This is a genomic window from Maribellus sp. YY47 (genome assembly GCF_023111095.1).
Lineage (GTDB): Bacteria > Bacteroidota > Bacteroidia > Bacteroidales > Prolixibacteraceae > Draconibacterium.
The window spans coordinates 110,840-130,745 of record NZ_JALGYW010000003.1 but is presented as its reverse complement, the minus strand read 5'-3'; the positions used below and the strand labels follow the sequence as shown (position 1 = coordinate 130,745).

The 19,906-nt window shown below is 43.8% G+C and carries 11 protein-coding genes; 4 read left to right on the top strand and 7 right to left on the bottom strand.

From position 1 onward, the window contains the following. Positions 1-4 precede the first annotated feature (4 nt). From cysN to MR764_RS03290, 4 genes are all read left to right on the top strand, one after another. Positions 5-1,924: a sulfate adenylyltransferase subunit CysN gene (gene cysN / locus MR764_RS03305; protein WP_247977970.1), complete on the top strand. Its 1,920-nt coding sequence runs from the start codon at positions 5-7 to the stop codon at positions 1,922-1,924. Between the two features lie 8 nt (positions 1,925-1,932). Then, complete coding sequence (locus MR764_RS03300) at positions 1,933-2,934, top strand: NAD-dependent epimerase/dehydratase family protein (RefSeq protein WP_247977969.1); 1,002 nt, start codon at positions 1,933-1,935, stop codon at positions 2,932-2,934. 266 nt (positions 2,935-3,200) lie between these two features. Further along, the gene (locus tag MR764_RS03295) at positions 3,201-5,999 is read left to right on the top strand and encodes a bifunctional YncE family protein/alkaline phosphatase family protein (RefSeq protein WP_247977968.1); all 2,799 of its coding nucleotides are present in this window, start codon (positions 3,201-3,203) and stop codon (positions 5,997-5,999) included. A gap of 257 nt (positions 6,000-6,256) precedes the next feature. Further along, positions 6,257-7,705: a carbon starvation protein A gene (locus MR764_RS03290; RefSeq protein ID WP_247977967.1), complete on the top strand. Its 1,449-nt coding sequence runs from the start codon at positions 6,257-6,259 to the stop codon at positions 7,703-7,705. Between the two features lie 47 nt (positions 7,706-7,752). Here MR764_RS03290 and MR764_RS03285 read toward each other — a convergent pair whose 3' ends face one another. The 7 genes from MR764_RS03285 to MR764_RS03255 form a co-directional block, all read right to left on the bottom strand. Continuing rightward, entirely contained in the window at positions 7,753-8,889 is a 1,137-nt protein-coding gene (locus tag MR764_RS03285; RefSeq protein WP_247977966.1) for a dipeptide epimerase, read from the bottom strand. Between the two features lie 41 nt (positions 8,890-8,930). Beyond that, positions 8,931-10,124, bottom strand: a complete 1,194-nt coding sequence (locus MR764_RS03280; protein WP_247977965.1) for an NlpC/P60 family protein — start codon at positions 10,122-10,124, stop codon at positions 8,931-8,933. A gap of 44 nt (positions 10,125-10,168) precedes the next feature. Beyond that, positions 10,169-12,046 (bottom strand): PQQ-binding-like beta-propeller repeat protein, encoded by a 1,878-nt coding sequence (locus MR764_RS03275; protein WP_247977964.1) that lies wholly within the window; start codon positions 12,044-12,046, stop codon positions 10,169-10,171. A gap of 4 nt (positions 12,047-12,050) precedes the next feature. After that, positions 12,051-13,238, bottom strand: coding sequence for an N-acetylmuramoyl-L-alanine amidase (locus tag MR764_RS03270; protein ID WP_247977963.1), 1,188 nt, complete (start codon positions 13,236-13,238; stop codon positions 12,051-12,053). A gap of 104 nt (positions 13,239-13,342) precedes the next feature. Continuing rightward, positions 13,343-14,557, bottom strand: a complete 1,215-nt coding sequence (locus tag MR764_RS03265) for a DUF1343 domain-containing protein (RefSeq protein WP_247977962.1) — start codon at positions 14,555-14,557, stop codon at positions 13,343-13,345. Between the two features lie 114 nt (positions 14,558-14,671). Beyond that, complete coding sequence (locus MR764_RS03260) at positions 14,672-16,504, bottom strand: RagB/SusD family nutrient uptake outer membrane protein (RefSeq protein WP_247977961.1); 1,833 nt, start codon at positions 16,502-16,504, stop codon at positions 14,672-14,674. A 13-nt stretch (positions 16,505-16,517) separates the two neighbouring features. Then, positions 16,518-19,886 (bottom strand): TonB-dependent receptor, encoded by a 3,369-nt coding sequence (locus tag MR764_RS03255; protein ID WP_247977960.1) that lies wholly within the window; start codon positions 19,884-19,886, stop codon positions 16,518-16,520. Positions 19,887-19,906: the final 20 nt, after the last annotated feature.

Here is a 19,906-nt window from a genome sequence, read left to right as displayed (position 1 = left end):
AAAGATGACAACAGATAAATTAAACATACAGGAATTCCTGGATCAGGACCAAAAGAAAGACTTACTGCGCTTATTGACTGCCGGTTCGGTGGACGATGGTAAATCGACCCTGATAGGCCGTTTGATGTTCGACAGTAAAATGTTGTACGAAGATCAGCTGGCAGCGCTTGAACGCGACAGTAAACGTGTGGGGCATGCCGGAGAAGACATCGACTATGCCCTTTTACTCGATGGCTTGAAAGCCGAACGCGAGCAGGGAATCACCATCGATGTGGCTTACCGTTACTTTTCGACCGCCAAACGTAAGTTTATTATTGCCGATACGCCCGGACACGAGCAGTACACCCGTAACATGATCACCGGGGGATCAACGGCAAACCTGGCTATTATTTTGATTGATGCGCGTCATGGGGTGATTACCCAAACCAGACGGCATACTTACCTGGCTAATCTGCTCGGAATTAAGCACGTAGTGGTGGCTATCAATAAAATGGACCTGGTGGATTTCAGCCAGAAACGTTTTGAAGAAATTAAAAATGAATATGCTGCTTTTGTTACGCAGCTTGATGTGCCGGATGTAAATTTCATTCCATTGTCTGCCTTAAAAGGCGATAATGTGGTGGAAACATCTGATAAAATGCCCTGGTATCATGGTCCAAGTTTGCTGGAGTTCCTGGAAAACGTGCATGTAAGTTCCGACCGGAACTTTGACGATTTGCGTTATCCTGTTCAGTATGTGTTGCGTCCCGACACTAAATTCCGTGGATTCTCCACTTCGGTAGCTTCAGGTATCATCAAAAAAGGTGACGAAGTGATGGTGTTACCGTCGTTGAAAAAGTCGAAGGTAAAATCAATCATCACCTACGACGGAGAGTTGGATTATGCTTTCCCTCCGCAGTCGGTGACGGTTACTTTGGAACACGAGATCGATATTTCGCGGGGAGACATGTTGGTTCATCCCGATAACCTTCCGCGAGTGGAACGTCAGTTCGAGGCGATGCTGGTTTGGATGGACGAGAAAGACATGAACCTTTCCACACAGTTTTACATCAAACACGCCAACAACACCACGAAAGCGCGTATCGACGATATCCGTTACAAAGTGGATGTAAATACGCTTGAAAAATCGAACATCGAGAAATTTAAGCTGAATGAAATTGGCCGGGTGGTTATTACCACTACCAAGCCGCTTTTCTTCGATCCTTATAAAAAGAACAAACAAACCGGTTCGTTTATTCTGATCGACCCGGTTACTCACAATACCTGCGCGGTGGGGATGATCATCGACAAACTGAGCAGCAAGAACTTGCCTTCGCGTATCACCGATACGGACAAGGAGCGGATCGCAGCCGGAAAATCGCTGATCAAATCAGACGAACGCCAGCAGAAACTTAACCAGAAAGGTGAAACCATCTGGATCACAGGCTTGCACGGATCGGGCAAAAACGAGCTGGCTTTCAGTCTCGAACGTAAACTGTTTGATGAAGGCGCATCGGCGGTATTGATCGATGGAAGTTCGCTGCGTTCAGGATTGAGTCGCGAGCTGGATTATTCTCCGGCAGACAGAGCTGAGCATTTGCGCAGGGTGGCACACATTTGTAAAATGCTGAACGACCAGGGCGTGATCACCATCTGTTCGTTTATTTCGCGTAATGAATCGCTGCGCGAGCAGGTTGCCGAGGTGATTGGCAAAGATCGTTTCCACCTGTTTTACATGGATGCTTCGCTCGAATTCTGTAAAGAAAATAAACCGGAGCTGTATGTGAAAGCAGAAAACGGTGAGGTTGAAAACCTGCCGGGTGTTGACCTGGAATACGAAGTTCCGCAAAATGCAAAACTGGTATTCAAACCCGAAGAAAACGAGAATAACCTCGACGCGATCCTCGATTACCTGGCCAATAATAAAGTTTTCCCTATTCATTAAAATAGAAAATGAAGATACTGGTAACAGGTACTGCAGGATTTATTGGATTTCATCTGGTTAATCAACTGGTGAGACAGGATGTAGAAGTGGTGGGAATCGATAATATCAACGATTACTACTCTCCAGACCTGAAATTCGCACGGTTGGCTGAAGCCGGTGTTTCTGATGAAGCAGCTGCCTGGAATAAAAAGGTCGCCAGTTCAAGGTATCCCAATTATTCGTTTGTTCGAATGAAGCTGGAGGACCGCGAGCAGCTTAACCGGCTTTTTGAAACCGAAAAGTTTGACCTGGTTTGTAATCTGGCTGCTCAGGCTGGAGTGCGTTACAGCATTGAAAATCCGCAGGCTTATATCGATAGCAACATTGTTGGTTTTGCCAATATACTGGAAGCTTGTCGGCACCATAACATTCAGCATCTGGTGTATGCCAGTTCTTCGAGTGTTTACGGCAACAGTTCCAAAATGCCGCTTTCAACTACCGATGCGGTGGATAATCCTGTCAGTCTTTACGCTGCTACCAAAAAAAGCAACGAGCTGATGGCGCATACTTACAGTCACTTGTACGGTTTTGCAACCACCGGATTGCGCTTTTTTACGGTGTATGGACCGTGGGGAAGACCTGATATGGCCTATTTTTCATTCACAAAAAATATTCTGGATGGGAAACCCATAAAGGTATTTAACCAGGGGGAACTCTACCGCGATTTTACCTACATCGACGATATTGTGGATGGGATCATTAAAATTCTGAATTCAAAGCCAAAAACTCCCTATAAAGTATACAACATTGGAAACTCGACTCCGGTGAAACTGGTGGATTTTATCGGGACCATTGAAACGGCGTTGGGGAAGGAAGCTGCTAAAGAATACGTGGAGATGCAACCCGGCGATGTGTACAAGACTTTTGCCGATGTTAGCGACCTGGAGAACGACTTTGGCTACGCGCCCGATACACCGCTCGAAAAGGGTATTGGCCAGTTTGTAAAGTGGTACGTGGACTACTACCGTTAACGATTTGAATTCTGATCTTCAAATAGAAGTTTTCAGAAAAACATAATTTTATTATACCGAAGACGATGGCTTTTAAAGTACATCGTCTTTTTTTATAGCTTCCGGATAAAAAGTGCCCCGCGAATAATTTTATACGTCCATTTAACTTATACCTTTATTATTCTAAATTGTGAAGTGATATTATTGGCTTGATTAGCTGCGAATCAAAAGAGCTTAATTCATTCGTTTTTGAAATATTCAGATACTAAATGAGATAACTAAACTGTATGAAAAATCTGTTTCTTTTGTGTGTTCTTGCTTTGATCGTGTTTTCATGCAAGAATGAAAAAAATTTCGATCCCTGGGTGGCAATTTCACCTGCAGGAAGTCGTTTTGTGGAAATCAATCAACAGGGAGAAACTGTAATTCCAAACGGAAGAATCCTGACGCCGACAGGCAAAAGTATTGTAGTGGCGCCGCATCCGTTTGGACTGACCTTAAGTCCCGATGGAAATACCGTGGTAACAGCCAACTCAGGAATCAGTCCTTTGTCGATCACGATTATCCGGGATGTTTTGTCGGAAAATCCCGAGGTTCAGCAAATTCCGCCCGGACCGGCCACCGACCGGGGAGTACTGGCCTCTGTTTTTATGGGGCTGGCGGTTTCGAAAGATAACAGCGTAGTGTATGTTGCCGGCGGACAGGAAAACAAAGTATTTATTTTCGATCTGAAAACGGGCGATAAAAAAGGAGAATTCAATTGTTCTTTTGTGAACGATTCGGTTGATTACTCGCACGGATACATTGGCGACCTGGTGCTTTCCAGCGATGGCAAAAAATTGTATGCAGTCGATCAGATCGGTTTCAGAATGGTAATTCTGGATACAGAAACGGGTGAGCTGGAGCAAAATGTTCCGGTAGGCCGGTATCCGTTTGGCATTTGTCTTTCTCCCGATGAAAAGAAAGTGTATGTCGCCAATGTGGGGATGTTTCAATACCGCATGATCAAAGGGATTACCGGAGAAAATGCCATTGAGAAAGCCATAAAATATCCGGCTTTTGGCTATGGAAGCGAAGAGATGATAAAAGGAACCACAGTGGACAGCATGGAAATCCCGGGTCTGGGAGAGATGAATTCGCCCGAAGCTTTTTCGGTTTTTACGGTCAGTCTTGAGAATCCTGAACAAGCTGAGGTAACAGCCAAAACGAAAACAGGCCATTTGGTAGGAGCGATGGTTGAAGATATTCCGGCAGTAGGCGGCGCAAGTCCCAATTCGCTGGTGGCAACCGACGATTATGTGTTTGTGACCAACGGGACCAACGACAATATTTCGGTGATTTCGATGGAAAAAGATACGGTTGTCAGCACTATTTACCTGAAGCCCGATCCGCGAATGAAACAATTCAGGGGGGTAATTCCCTTTGGACTGGTATTGTCGCCCGATCAGCAAAAGCTTTTTGTGGCCTGTTCCGGAATCAATGCAGTAGCCGTAATTGATGTCAAAAGGCTGAAAGTGGCAGGTTATATTCCCACCGGATGGTTCCCGGCAAAATTGAAAGTGAGTAACGACGGCAAAAAACTGATTGTTACCAATGCCAAAGGATTCGGAAGCGGTCCGAACGGGGGAGCCGATTTTCAACGTGGTCCCGAAGGAAGTTACATTGGTTCGCTGATGAAAGGTACAGTGCAGGTGCTTGATATTCCCAACGATGAAGAGTTAAAGTCAATGACCGAACAAGTTGTTGCAAACAATTTTGACTTTGAAAAAGCGTCTTCCGAAAAATTTGCGTGGCGAAAAAATAACCCGGTTCCGTTGTATCCGGGAGAAAAAGAAAGCCCGATAAAACATATCGTTTTTATCTCGAAAGAAAACCGAACCTACGATGAAATTTTCGGACAGGTTGAAAAGGGAAAAGGAGATCCCACTTTGGCGCGTTACGGCAAAGGTGTTTCTTTTCATAACCGCGATAAAAGTGCGGAGGTTGAGAATGCGGACGTGATGGTGAATCATCTGAAATTAGCCAGCGATTTTGCAATTTCAGATAATTTCTATGTCGACTCGGATGTTTCGGCCGACGGACACCGCTGGCTGGTGAATACCTATCCAAACGAATGGACCGAAACCTGCACTGCAGCCAGCTATGGCGGAAACCGCAGCTTTAAGTTCGATTCAAAAGCTCCCGGTGTTTATGCCATGAACGGCGCTGCCGGCGCCATTTATCCGGAGGATTACAACGAAGCCGGCTCGATGTGGGATCACCTGGAACGGAACGATATCGACTTCTACAATTTTGGCTTTAGCATTATGTTTGAGCCCGGGCTTTACGAGCAGAAATACAAATACGAAGGAATCAGACATTACATCAATTATCCGTTACCACAACCCATCTGGGAACGCACTTCGAAACGCTACCCAACATACAACACTGCTATTCCCGATCAATTCAGAATCGATCAGTTTCAAAAAGAATTTAACGAGAAATGGATGAACGGACAGGATACAATGCCTTCGTTGATCACGGTAATTATTCCGAACGATCATGGAGCAGGGGAGCGTCCCGATGCCGGGTATCCGTTCCGCGAAAGTTACATGGCCGACAACGATCTGGCAGTGGGTCGGATTGTTGAGTTTTTATCGCACACACCGTATTGGGAAAATATGCTGATCGTAATTACCGAAGATGACGCGCAAAATGGCGTGGATCATGTGGATGCTCACCGGAGTGTTTTAATGCTGGTATCGCCCTGGGTAAAACGCGATCATGTGAGCCATGTGCATTACAGCTTTGGAAGCATCTTTAAAACTTTCTGGAATATTCTGGATTTACCCTACCTGAATCAGTACGATGCGGGCGCCAACGATCTGGCTGAGTTCTTTACCGAAACACCCGACTTTACTCCGTACAATGCGCTTCCGGTGGATTCGCGCTTTTTTGTGCCACAAAAAGCGCTCGATCCGTTTGATGAGAATTTCGACTGGAAAGCTTTGGAAGAATCGCCGGAAATGGACAACAAGGAAGACATGATCCGCGAAAGCAAAGAACGCGATGAATACCGGCTCGAAAACCGGGAGACGAAAAAGTAAAACGAATTATAGAAGAAAGGCTGTCGGTGTATTTCCGACAGCTTTTTTATCAATTCAGGTTAATTGGCTTTAATTACATAGCGTTTGAATCAGGCGCCACAGATTTTTTATTATTTTTCGAATCGCAATTTAAACGAATATCTGATACCTAATCCGACGGACTTGACGCTCGTGTTACATGTATAGGAGCTGCAGTTTTTAGTCTGATTCTGTTGATGAAGAACGCTGAATTTGCGGATTGATAAGCTAAAACTACTATGATTACATTTTCTGTTTCTCTGATAATTTTAATCCTTGGATACATTTTATATTCCCGAATTGTCGAAAGAATAGGCGGCATTGATCCGGCCAGGGAAACTCCTGCTTATTCGATGAAAGACGGGGTGGATTACCTTCCGCTTCCGTGGTGGCGTATCTTCCTGATCCAGTTTCTGAATATTGCAGGTTTGGGGCCCATTTTCGGAGCCATTGCAGGCGCCATGTGGGGACCGGTTGCCTTCCTTTGGATTGTGTTGGGATCGGTATTTGCCGGAGCTGTGCACGATTATTTCTCAGGAATGTTGTCGATCAAACACCGGGGATTGAGTATTACCGAGATTGTCGGAATTTATCTGGGAACAGGAGCGAAACAATTCATGCGCGGATTTACCGTGATTCTGATGATTATTGTAGGCGCTGTATTTATTATGGGGCCGGCAAAAATCCTGGCAGGGTTAACTCCCGGTGTGCTTTCCATGACATTCTGGGTGTGGGTGGTATTTGTGTATTACTTGCTGGCCACGATGTTACCTATCGATAAGATTATTGGCCGGCTTTACCCGATCTTTGGTTTTGCCCTTGTATTTATGGCGCTGGGATTAATCATTGCACTTTTTGTGAAAGGCTATCATATTCCGGAATTGAACCTGGCGAGTATTACCAATTTTCATTCGGAATCGGATAAATTTCCGATTTTCCCAATGTTGTTCATAACCATAGCCTGTGGTGCGATCTCCGGATTTCATGCAACCCAGTCGCCATTGATGGCTCGATGTCTTACCAACGAAAAATACGGAAGAAGGGTTTTTTACGGGGCAATGATCACCGAGGGAGTTGTTGCCTTAATCTGGGCTGCCATTGGTATGAGTTTCTTTGGAGGAATCAGGGAGCTCAACGATGTTATGAATGCCAATAACGGTAATGCTGCTTTTGTGGTGAACGAAATATCCAATTCGCTGCTCGGTACTTTGGGTGGAGTGCTGGCTTTGTTAGGCGTAGTGGCAGCTCCTATCACCTCGGGAGATACAGCGTTCAGAAGTGCGCGTTTGATTGTTGCCGACTTCCTGAATCTTAAACAGAAATCGATCGGGAATCGCTTGCTGATCAGTATTCCCTTATTTCTAATCGGCTTTTTGCTGACTCAAATCGATTTCAGTATTATCTGGCGGTATTTTGCATGGTCGAACCAAACGCTGGCAACAGTGGTGCTTTGGACCATAACCGTTTATCTGGCAAAAGAACAGAAATTCTACTGGATGACCTTGATCCCTGCCGTTTTCATGACCGCAGTAATTACGACTTACCTGATGTTTGCTCCGGAAGGATTTTCGCTTTCAAAAGAAATCTCCTATTCGGTTGGAATGTCCATCTCAGTAATTAGTTTGGCTGCGTTTTTTGTTTACCTGCGAGCGCTTAAAAAAGAAAAAGTGAAACAAACTGCGTTTTAAACAGGTTGTTTCACTTTGGTAATTATTTCAACTAAAAATTGAGGCTTTTAGGAAATTGGTGTGATACCAATTCCGGGCTGGTCGATCAAGGTGATTTTTCCATCAACCACCTGAACGCCGCTAAATACGTCGTTACTGATGAGCAGATTACCGTCAAGATCGGCCCAGTCTACTTTTGGAGCGAGTTGTGCCGCGGCAGAAACTGCGCACGACGTCTCGGTCATACAACCGATCATTACTTTCATGTCGAGTGCGCGGGCCAGGGTAATCATTTTATGAGCCTCGCGCATACCTGTGCATTTCATCAGTTTAATATTGATCCCGGAATAAATTCCGTGGGCTTTTTTTACATCGGGTAAACGTTGCAAAGCTTCGTCAGCAATAATCGGCAGCGGACTGTGTTGCGTTAGCCAGGCAATATCGTCGATGGCGGTTTTGGGCATGGGTTGCTCCACAAATTCGATCCCTTTTTCTTTCAGCCACTGCGTCATTTCCAGCGCGTGTTTTTTGTCGGTCCAGCCCTGGTTTACATCCACACACATCGGCACATCGGTCACCGAGCGAATGGTTTCGATCATCTGTTTGTCGTTGTCACGTCCAAGTTTTACTTTCAGGATTTTAAAACCTGCGGCTTCTTTTACTTTCTGGCGAATCACTTCATCGGTATCAATTCCAATGGTGAACGAAGTATTTGGTGTGTCTTCAGCATTAAAACCCCAGATTTTGTACCACGGTTGGCCCATAATTTTCCCGAGCAGGTCGTGCAACGCAATGTCTACCGAAGCCTTGGCAGCGCAGTTGCCTTCGGCTTTCTGATCGACGTATTCGAGTATTTCATCCAAACGGAAAGGATCGTTAAACTGGCTTAAATCGAGTGAACTCAGAAATTTTGTAGCCGTTGCATGGCTTTCACCCAAATAGGGCGGCATCGAAGCTTCTCCGTAACCAACAATACCGTCGTACTCAATTTCAGTTAACATCACCGCTGTGGTGGTACGCGAACTTCCGGCAAGCGTGAAAGTGTGTTTCAGTTGCAGATCGTAAGGTTTAAACCGAAGTTTCAACCCACTTTTTATTGCTTTTGACTGATTTTTGCTCATTGCTGCAAATGTATTAACTCCTGTCATTCCGGCAACCGATAATAAACCGGCTGAACGAATAAATGTCCTTCTCGATTGTTCCATGATAAAATTAAAGTTTTAGCTCGGTTTTCTTTATGAATAATCTAATTGTACCAGGGGTGATCTTTTATCGGGATAATGTGCCCGGTATTTAATGAATTCAGAACGCGGCATGCTGCCACCAGGCTCTTTTTTCGTCCCTCCTCGTAATCTTCATCATTCGGATTGAAGCTGTTGATTCGAACGCGTCCCGATGAGTGAATAAAGTGATCGTCGCCGATGTACAATCCCACGTGCGTGATTCGGTCCTTGCTTCGGCCAAAAAACAATAAATCGCCCGGTTGAAACTGAAAGTTGCTCACGTTGAGCTGTTCGCCATAAAGTGCCTGCTGCGACGCATCGCGCGCCAGCATAACCCCTTGCGAGAAGTAAGCTGTTTTGGTAAAGCCGGAACAGTCAATTCCTTTGGTGGAAGTTCCTCCCCACAGGTAAGGACTTCCCAACATTTTCTTAGCTGTTTCGATGATATTGTTCGCTTCCGGTATTCTGGTTTTCCATAGGTCAAAATCCATACAATCAGCAGAGCGAACAAAGCCTTTACGCCCGTCCGGAAGCGTTATTTTCAGAAAACCGTTGGCAGTTTGTTCTGCTTCAAAGATATTCCCAAGGACAAGGTCTGAAACCACTGTTGCATCGTTTTGCGGAGCTTCCACTGCTGATCCGTTCATGGAAATAAAAATATACCGGTTGGAGGATTTCCATGCATTCAATTCTGATTCGGTCAATGCAACAATTCCGCTACTGTATACCCAGCCAATGTATTGATCGGGAGTTTGAACCAGGTACCAGCCACCTTTTTTATCCAGCAATTTTATGGGTGTTCCCATAATGGTTTGCGAAACCATCTCAGCTGAATATGCATGGTTTTTGCGCATCGGAATGACCGAAAGCGTGACCAGGCCCCAGGTTTTATCTCCCAGTTTGGCATCGGGAAGCAGCCGGATTGAGTCGGTCACCGAAACATTCATCGAAGCAAGTTTATCAAGCAAAAATGTGTGCGCTTCCTGCAGGTTTGTTTCTCCTTTCAGAATAACTGTTCCCTGTTTCGGCGTTTCAATTTCAAGATTTAAAACCGCCACTCGCTTGTCTGGTGCAAATTGGGTGGATGTTTCGTTCACTAAGGTATCAAATGATTCTTTTTGCTGCGGAGATTGGCAGGAAAAAACAATCAGGCTTAGCCATGCAATAAAAGACGCCAGGCTTAAGAAATTGCATTTTTTTGAAAACTTGTGATTCATCTTTTTTTCGTTTGGATCAATACCAAAATTATTTAATTATCAGATCAATATTTTAAACACACGATTTTTCCATCCAGCAGCGAAACCAACACCTGGTTATTTTCGATCGGAAGAATGTAATTTACCAGCGCATTTGATGCTTTGTATTTCCAGGCCACTTCGTGTGTTGTTTTGTCAACCGCACACACAATTCCTTCAGTGGTTGGCACAAACACGAAATTTCCGGCCTCGGTAATCGGAGAGGGGGCAATTTCATAGCCCAGTTCGGCTTTGCATTCCCACGCCAGTTTTTGTTCATCAGCCGAAGTATAAAAGGCATCCACATTTCCTTCGTGCATGTTCTTGATGTACACCAGTTCACCGTCTTTTGAAATACCAATCGATTCGCGGCAGGAATATTCTTTTGAATCCCAGATTTCCTTTCCGGTTTGGGCATCCAGTGCGGTCATGCGCTGATCGGGCGCTACAATAAATATTTTTCCGTTGGCAGCCACCGGCCAAACCGCGGCAGGCGACAACATCCGGTTGCTGTATTTTTCACGCTTCCACTTCAGCTTTCCTGTTTTGGCATCCAACGCATAAAAAGTGTTACCCCACGATCCGAAATAAACTTTGCCTTCATAAACCAGCGGTTTACTTTCCACAAAGTTGTTTACTTCATTGAATTCCCAGTTAAGTTTGCCTGTTTTCAGGTTAAGGGAACGGAAGATTCCTTCAGATGATCCGATAAAAAACGAATTTTTATCGATTGCTGGTGAAGCTACGATTGATTTCCCGGTGGCGAAACTCCAACGTTTTTTACCGCTTTTCAGGTCAACACAGTAAATATTATTGTCGGTAGAAGCGCAAACTACTTTGTTTTTTGTAATCGCCGGTGTTGAATAGATTTTTCCTGCAGTCTGGAATTGCCAAATGGTTTTGCCCGTGTTCTTGTCGAGAGCGACAATGGCTCCGGCAGCATTCCCGTAAACCGCGATATTCCCTTCGGCAGTAAGTCCGGTTCCGATATCGCTAACATCCTGAACCTCCCAAACTTTAGAAACGTCGGGATATTTGTCATTTATCGAATAATCCGGACGAGGGTATTCTGTTTGGTCAGTAGCAAAATGGTGATTAACCAGAGGTATTTTGCACCAAACTTCGTTGGTTTTTATGCCCGGAGTTCGTTCTGCATAAAACATGGTGTCCTGTTGAATGGTAACAAGGTTGTACCCGCCAATTTCTTTTTTTGCCCGCAGATTGGAACGTCCCATTACTCCGGGGATTCCTTCAAAATCAAATACCTTGTTACTGTGCCCATGTCCCAAAAGGTCAGCCTGAATGTTGCGGGTCTTAAGCAGATCGATGATTTTGTACCAATTGGATAGTGAATTGTCGAGCGGGTAATGATTCACAAAAATGATCGGCTGATCGGGATCTTTCATGTTGTTTAGAACCGAGTCGAGGTAAACGATTTGTTCGTGCGGAACCAGGCCCGGAGCCATTCGCATGTTGGGGCCGCTGGCAGTTCCGATAAACAGATAGCCGCCGGCTTCGAAGGTAAATTCTTCGCACCCGAAAATGCGGACAAAACTGTTGTTCCCGCTTTCCGACCATTTGGAATCGTGATTCCCCGGCACAATGTACCATGGTTTATTGAGTTTTGAAATGATTGATTTCGCTTCGTTTAGCTCTTCATCAGAACCGAATTCCGTAATGTCTCCCGAAAGAATTACAAAGTCGATGTCGTCCTGCGCATTGATATCGTTCACGGTGATTGTCAGGTCTTCGGCACCGGTGCTTCCTCCCACATGAGTATCGGTAACATGCGCAAAACGAAATGTTTGTGCTGAAAGTATTCCTATTTGAAAACACAGGAGGAAGAGGATTGCAATTTTTCTCATCGATTGAATAAAATAGAAATGTTTATGATCGTGTTTCATTGGTTTACCGGTTTTCTTTTAGCCAGTCGATTATTCCTTTACGAATTTTTTTCGCAGCTTTCTTTTGAAAATGTGGATCGCTTATTCGTTCTTCATCCGCCTCGTTGCTCATAAAAGCCACTTCAACCAGGCAATTGGGAAATTCCGTAGGGCCGTTCAACGAAAAGTTAAAACTGCCAATATTGCCGAAGTCATTTAGCCCGAGCTCAAGCATTCTGTTCAAAATGGTTACTGTAAGTGGCCTAAATCCGATATAACGGTAGTAGGTGCTTGCCCCGCTTATCGTTGGATTGGAAGAGGCATTGTGATGAATGCTGATTAAGAGATCCGGATTTTCTTCCCGTAACATTAATGTTCGATCCGTCATGCTTATATCTTCATCTTTATCCCGGGTCATAAAAACATCTGTTCCGCGGCGTTTCAAATAGTTTTCAAGTTCTTTGGCTACCTGGAGGTTACAATCTTTTTCTTTAATACCGGTTTTTATTCCAACCGCACCGGTGCTTGAGCCACCATGCCCGGCATCTATCGCAATTTTCATGTTTTTTAATGCAAGGCGAACCGGTTGGCGCTTTATCGAAATTCGTAAGGATTTATCTTTATAGGCGATCGAATATCCCCAGATTTGTTGATGTTTTAGTTCGATAATAACGCGGAAAACATCGTCTTCTATCTGTTCGTAAAACACATTTTTTATTTCAGTTGCGGTTTGGTGTTGCGTTATCCAGTTCGAGTTGTTGGTTGCGCCGTAAATATCTACAACTATCCGCGAGGGATTAATCATCTGGATACTTTTGTAGGGGAGCCTTTCGTCCAGTCGTATCGCTACAACGTCATTTTTATCGTCTCCACCAACATTCCAGGAAGATGTAAGGTAGTACGAAGGTTTGGATTCCATCCCCGAAAGTTGAACATTTTCTTTTGGTATAAGCGCTTTATGATTTTTTGATAGTTGTACAATATAGTCATCACCAAGACTATCAATAACCTGTAAAACAACCGCAGTATCCAGATAAGTCATCTTTGCCCCGCCCAGACGGTCAGCCCCGGGGCCATATTTAAGGTAGGGCAAATCTCCAATGCTTGTACCTTTCAGAACAAGGTTATTATTGTTTGTTTGAACACTGTCGGTTTGTGCATGTAGCCCCGAAAAGCAATAAATACCAATGAGGAATAAGAATCTAAATTTCACTTGAATATATTTTAGCTAATATTTTGTAATTCAAACAACTATAGTGTAAGTCTTAATTTTGTGCCTTGATGCCCATGGAACTCGCATGGATAAATTATTCGTATCTATTGTGTTTGCGTGGCTATGCTCCTTTCATCGTATAAAAGATAATTTTTACGCATTAGTTTATACTTGTCCAGATCTTTCTGCCAACTGGCCCTGATTTGTTCTTCTGTTTTTCCTTCGATGATTTGTAAACGTAACTGGTCAGTTCCCGCAAGTTTATCAAAAAACGAGGTGAAGAAATTCTCTTTGTCGTCGCATTTATTGTAGAAATCGATTACGTATTTTATTTCGAGCTGTTTGATGTCCTGAAGTTCTTTTAACGACATTCCTGATAAGTCGTAACCGTAACAGGTTTCACCTTCGAATTTTGGATGAAGTGCAAGTACCGGTATTGACTTTGGAACATAGGAAAAATCCTGTGGCGTATAATACGGCGCCCCAAACTGTTGAAAAGGTTTGTAGGTTCCGCGACCTTCGTTCACATCGGCACCTTCGAACAAACAAATAGACGGATAAAGATAAATCGATTTCATTTCTGCCAGGTTTGGCGACGGGAAGACAGGCAGCTGGTACTTGGTTTCATGCGTATAGTTTTCAATTTTAATAACTTCAAGATCGCATTGAATACTATCCTTTAACCAGCGTTCGCCATTCACCATCATTGCAAACTCACCAACGGTTAAGCCGTGCACTACCGGAATGGGATATAAGCCTATGCCGCTTTCAAATCCTGGCTTTAGCATTGGTCCATCGACGTAATAACCAATAGGGTTAGGACGATCGAGAACCAGAACTTTTATGCCATTTTCGGCAGAAGCTTCCATTACCCTGGTCATTGTATAGATATAAGTAAAGAATCGAACACCAACATCCTGCATATCAAAAACCATCACGTCAATATCCTTGAGTATTTCAGGCGAAGGTTTATGGTTCTTCCCGTATAAAGAGTATACCGGAATTCCGGTTTCAGGATCGGTTGTTCCATCAACATGTTCGCCTCTTTCAACATTGCCTTTATATCCATGTTCAGGGGCGTAAATACCTCTTACATCAACGCCTTTACTAACCAGAAAATTGATTAAGTGAACTGAATCAACCATTGAACTTTGATTGACTACCAACCCGACTTTTTTCCCTGCAAGCATCGGAAGATAAATCTCAGAGCGTTCAGCACCAACTTTTAATTTTGGTTCTGAACGTTCAGTTGAACTGCTGCATCCGCTTGTTAAAATATAAGCCAGAAGTAATGAACAGAAAGTTAAACTCAGTTTCATATGTCAAATTTATTTGTATTGTTGAAAAGCGAAAAATATTGGATTAAAATTAAGAGAGGCTGCCATGCTATACCAGCAGCCTCTCTTTTATGGATTATAATCTAACGTTTTTAATTAGTTCCAATCCGGAGATTGAGTTAATGTATATCCTTTATCCAGGTATTCATTAATTTGAGCATTTCCAATTGGGGCCAGATAAACGCGCTCGGTAAAGTTATCACGTTCTGCAATACTTTCCGGAACATAATAACCCACCATTTCAGCACCGTTGGTGCCATTGTAGGTTACAATTGTTCCGTTTTCATTTTCCACTTTTAGTACACCCTCTTTTTCTTCGACCAACCAGGCAGGGAATTCGGTTGGGAAATCAATCCAAAGACCACGCAAGATATCCGGGTTTTCCGATGCTTTCATGTAGTCTATTTTATTCCAACGCTTAATATCAAGCAAACGGGTGTGTTCAAACACAAATTCCATTCTGCGTTCACGTCTGATTTCCCATATCAATGCAGGTACGTCGGTGTCGCGATCAGGGTCGTCAGGAATAGCATTGATCATTAATGGATCTGTTGGAGTGATACCTTTTTCAGTGGCAACAGCATCGAGCGGACGTTGGCGAATGGCATTAATGGAAGCATCGAGGTCGGCCTGTGTTATCGCAGTCCCACCCATGGTCGCCATTTCTGCCTTGGCCTCAATCCAGTTGAGAACGACTTCTGCCAAACGCATAACAGGAGCGTCATTGGTATTTGTATTCGATCCATACATCGCAGGGTAGCTTGATCCATAAAGGGTCGGACCAAATCTGTCTATAAATTTGTCTGCATACAGCAAAGTAGCAGACTCTTTCATTGGAGCATCCCAGAAAGTAGCTTCAAAACGCGGGTCGCGGGTGGCAACCATATTTTGAATGTCTAATTTATCAGCATCTGTAACGGTTGAAAGTTTATATGGCTTCCCGTCGATGCAAATAAAGGCTTTTGCCAGCGAAAGGTTCGGAGCAGTAGCCTGGCCTTCAGTTAAGTTTGAATAAGAAGCAACATGGTGTGTAACTCCAAGGGCTCCATCGTAGTGCCGGTACATAATCACTTCTTTGTTGCTTGCCAAGTCCTGAGATCCGAAAAGAGAGCGGAAATCACTGGTAAAAGAGTATTTACCGGAGCTCATTACAATATTGGCAGCTTTCACTGCTTGTTGCAGGTATTTGTTGGCTTTTGTGGTGTTATTCAGGTGATATTTTTGCCAGGTTCCTTCAAATAACATGAAACGAGAAATAAAACCCGCAGCGATGTAACGGTTGAGGTACTGCGCATTGCCGTCCGAAGTTCTCATATTCTCCAATACGTATTCAAAGTCTTCGTATACCTTGTCCATCACCATGGTACGATCGTCCCTGTCTTTGTACAATGTATCCAGTTCTGAGTCTTCAATTACCCTGCCGTAATAAGGAACGTCTCCGAAAACACTAACCAAACGACTGTATTCGTATCCTCTGAAGAAACGAGCAACTGCGCTCCAGTGATTGTAAGACTCTTCATCCAGAACACTTCCATTCATTCCATCTATACGGTCGAGATACAGGTTTGACTTTCTAACCCAGGAAAAATTCCAGCTCGGACCAGCATAGGTTGTTTCCATATAGGGAGTTGTGCTGGTACTTGCTCTTGTAGCTGGTGCTTGAGTTTCGAAACCACTTTGTTTTCCTCTTGAGGTAAAATCGTCAGAGAAATAATATCCGCGTAGGGGAGCATAAGCAGTTCCCCAGGCTGAATTATATCCGACAAAATAATTTTCGTAAAAACCATGAGAGAACAGGCGTAGGTTATTTTCTGAAGTCCAGTAGTTCTCGTCGTTCATCTCGGTCAGCGATGGCCTGTCCAGAAAATCGTCGCAGCCAATAAATACAAGCAGGACCAAGGTCATTAAAATTAAATTATACTTTTTCATGATTGTGTCGATTTTAGAAATTTAACTGTAGGCCGATTGAAGCACTTTTGAAGGTAGGAGTTCCAACCCCTGTGCGGCTTAAATTATAGTTACTGCTGTTCCACATGGAGTAACCGGCAATTTCTTCGGGATCGATTGGCAGGTCGCGCAAATGATCAAACGTAAAGAAGTTCTCAAGCGATACATAAACCCGTAAGCTGCTTAAGCTGGCTTTTTTAACGAGTTCTGTTGGAAGGGTATAGCCAAATGTGATATTCTTGATTCTCAGGTAAGACATATCAAGCAAATATCTTGATTGAGGTACCATATTGAGGGTTGTATTGCTTCCTGCCAGGTTATATGGACGGGGGTAGAAAGCGTCGGTACGGTCTTCCTTCCAGAAATCGCTGGCCATTGCTTCCGGCATTGCACCATCAGAGGCTTGAAAACCTGGAATTGCCAGGAATCCACTACCCCAAACATCTCGTTTTCCAACACCCTGAATAAATACAGATAGATCAAAACCTTTATAATCCGATCCAACTCTAAAACTATATTCGTAGCGAGGGGTGCTGTTCCCGATTATTTTTAAATCACCATGGTCATCCAATGATCTTTTTCCGTCATTAATAACCCCATTTCCATCCAGATCTTTGAATTTTACATCGCCGGGGCCAAATGTGAAATTGCCTGACTGCAGGTATCCCTGAGTTGCGGCTTTGGGATCAGAAAGCTTATAAATTTCCCGTCCTTCGGGCGAAGTTGTTTTTACCAACTCTCCGTTTTCATATACAAAATCCTCTTTTTGGTACAAGCGATCGGTTTCGTAGCCCCAGATATCACCATATATTTTACCAACATAGTTTTCGCTAACAATTTGAGTAGTTCCATATTTGGTAATTTTTGTTTTTGCGTCGGCCAATGTAGCCACTATGTTAATTCCGATACCATTTCTGAAGCGGTGGTTGAAATCCAGTTGAACTTCATAACCGTTGGTGCGCAACGAACCAAAGTTTCCTTTAGGTGCTAAAGTTCCATATGTAGTGGGTAATCCTTCCTGTGGAACGATCATGTTTTCAGTATCACGTTGGTACCAGTCGAATGTAAGTCCCAGTTTATTGTCTACAAAACGGGCGTCGAATCCTAAGTCAAGGGTGGTAATATCCTGCCAGGTGATAGAAGCTGCTACCGATGCAGGAGTTCCAAATTGATAAGGTTTTGCCCCTCCGATGATCCAGTTATTGTATGCTCCGCTCATGGTTGGAACATATAGCGAGTTATCAACGGTCTGGTCTCCGATTGTACCCCATGAACCTCTTATTTTTAAAGAGCCGAGTACGGGTTGCAAGTTTTGCATCCATTCTTCTTCACTAACTCTCCATCCTGCAGAGAACGATGGGAACCAGCGCCATTGAAGGTCTGATGGAAATTTTGATGTTCCGTCGTAACGAATGTTGGCTTCCAAAAGGTATTTTTCTTTCAGGCTGTAGTTTACACGACCAAAAAAGCCGAGTTGAGATTCCCAGTATTCGTCGCCTCCGGATGTTTGAACTCCAGTAGCCAAATCAAATTGAGGGTTACTGTAGTCAATCAACGTAGTCTTAGTTGATTCATTTTCTGCCAAATCGTAGGTTACCCTGTTCATCCCTGCCATGAAATTAAACTTATGAATCTCATCGAGAGTAAGCGCATAAGTAGTGTTTAGGTTGATTGTAGACCATTTTTTGTTCTGAGCAATACGATAAATATGGTCGGGGTTTGATCCTACCCCGGTATAGGTTAGCAAGTCAAGCTGATATGCCTCCATTGCTCCCGCCGCTGTTGAAGATACCTGTTCTCCTGCACTGTTAACGTAAATTCTATCCCCGTTCTCATCGTATTTTGGTAAAGCTGCACCCCAGCTGTTACGCGCGGTATAGCGTGTCCCTGGTCTTTTATTCATATATTCCTGATTGGCATAGGTATAATCAAAGTTGATATCCCAGTCTTCAACCGGAGTAATCACGAATCCACCGTTCATACTGGTATAGTTGGTTTCCTGAGAAGCTGTGTTTGCCTGGGAAGTTTCAGAAACGGGGCTTCGTACAGGATCACCATCTTCAGTCGTTAACGGATAAATTGGTGCCCAACGGTACAAATACAACCAAGGGTCGGCAGTTGTTGATGATGTTGCGTACGGATATCTTTTTATCCTTTTTGAAAAGATGGATCCGGCATGAACTCTCAACCAGCTGTTCACTTCTGTTCCAACTCTGATTGAACCATTGTAGCGTCTGAAATCGTCTTCTTTTGCTGTTTTCATCATACCAGTCTGATCCAGATATCCAAAACCGATGTTATAATCTGTCTTTCCTGATTTTCCGCTAACTGACAGGTTGTGTTGATGTGTTGGAGTCCATTCTTTGATCATGTATTCGTACGGATCATAAGTACGCAAACCCAGTTTGAAATTGTTGGCATCAACGTACCAGTCACGTCCGTAAACCATCGGATCATTTGGTTTTACCACGTCGCCATATTGCTCTTCCCATTGGACAGCTTTTTCATAGCTATCACGAGTAACTTTCCAGAATGCACCGATTGAAGTGGAACCGACTCTTTCAGCAGCCAGAATAGAATATTCCAAAGCGTCAACTCCTCCCATTTCAATTTTTTTGGAGATGTTCTGGAAAGAGAGGTTGGCGGAGTAGGAAACATTTACGCTTTCAGTAGAAGCACCTTTTTTAGTGGTGATAAGGATTACCCCGAAAGCACCTTTTGCGCCGTAAATTGAAGCAGAAGCTGCATCTTTTAAAATAGAGATAGATGCAATATCGTCAGGGTTAACCAGCTGTATTGACGGAATTTCCACGTTGTCCATCAAAATCAGAGGTGCACTTCCTCCTTCGATCGAAGCCAACTGTCCACGAATTTTCAGAATGGGATCTGATCCGATTTCACCACTGGGAACAACAACGTTCAACCCGGGTGTCAAACCTTGCAGTCCACGACCAACGTCCGGAATTGGACGGGCTTCCAGTTCTTTCGTATCAACAGAAGCAACAGCTCCTGTTAAGTTAGTCTTTTTCTGGGTTCCGTAACCAACTACAACTACCTCATTCAATTCCGCAGAAGTCGATTCTAATAAGATATTGTAGTTAGATGAACTGCCTACAACAACCTCCTGAGACTCCATTCCGATGAAACTGACCAATAAAGTAGCATTGGCTTTGACAGTAATAGTGAACTTACCATCAATGTCGGTAACCGTTCCATTAGTGGTTCCTTTTTCAAGTACTGATACCCCCGGCAACGGTTCATTTGTCGACTTTTCCCGGATAGTGCCGGAAACTTGACGTTCCTGTGCAAAAACCATGTTTAAGCCCAAGCACAGAAAGAAAATAAGTAATAAGCCTTTTTTCATAATAGATGAGGTTTAGAAAA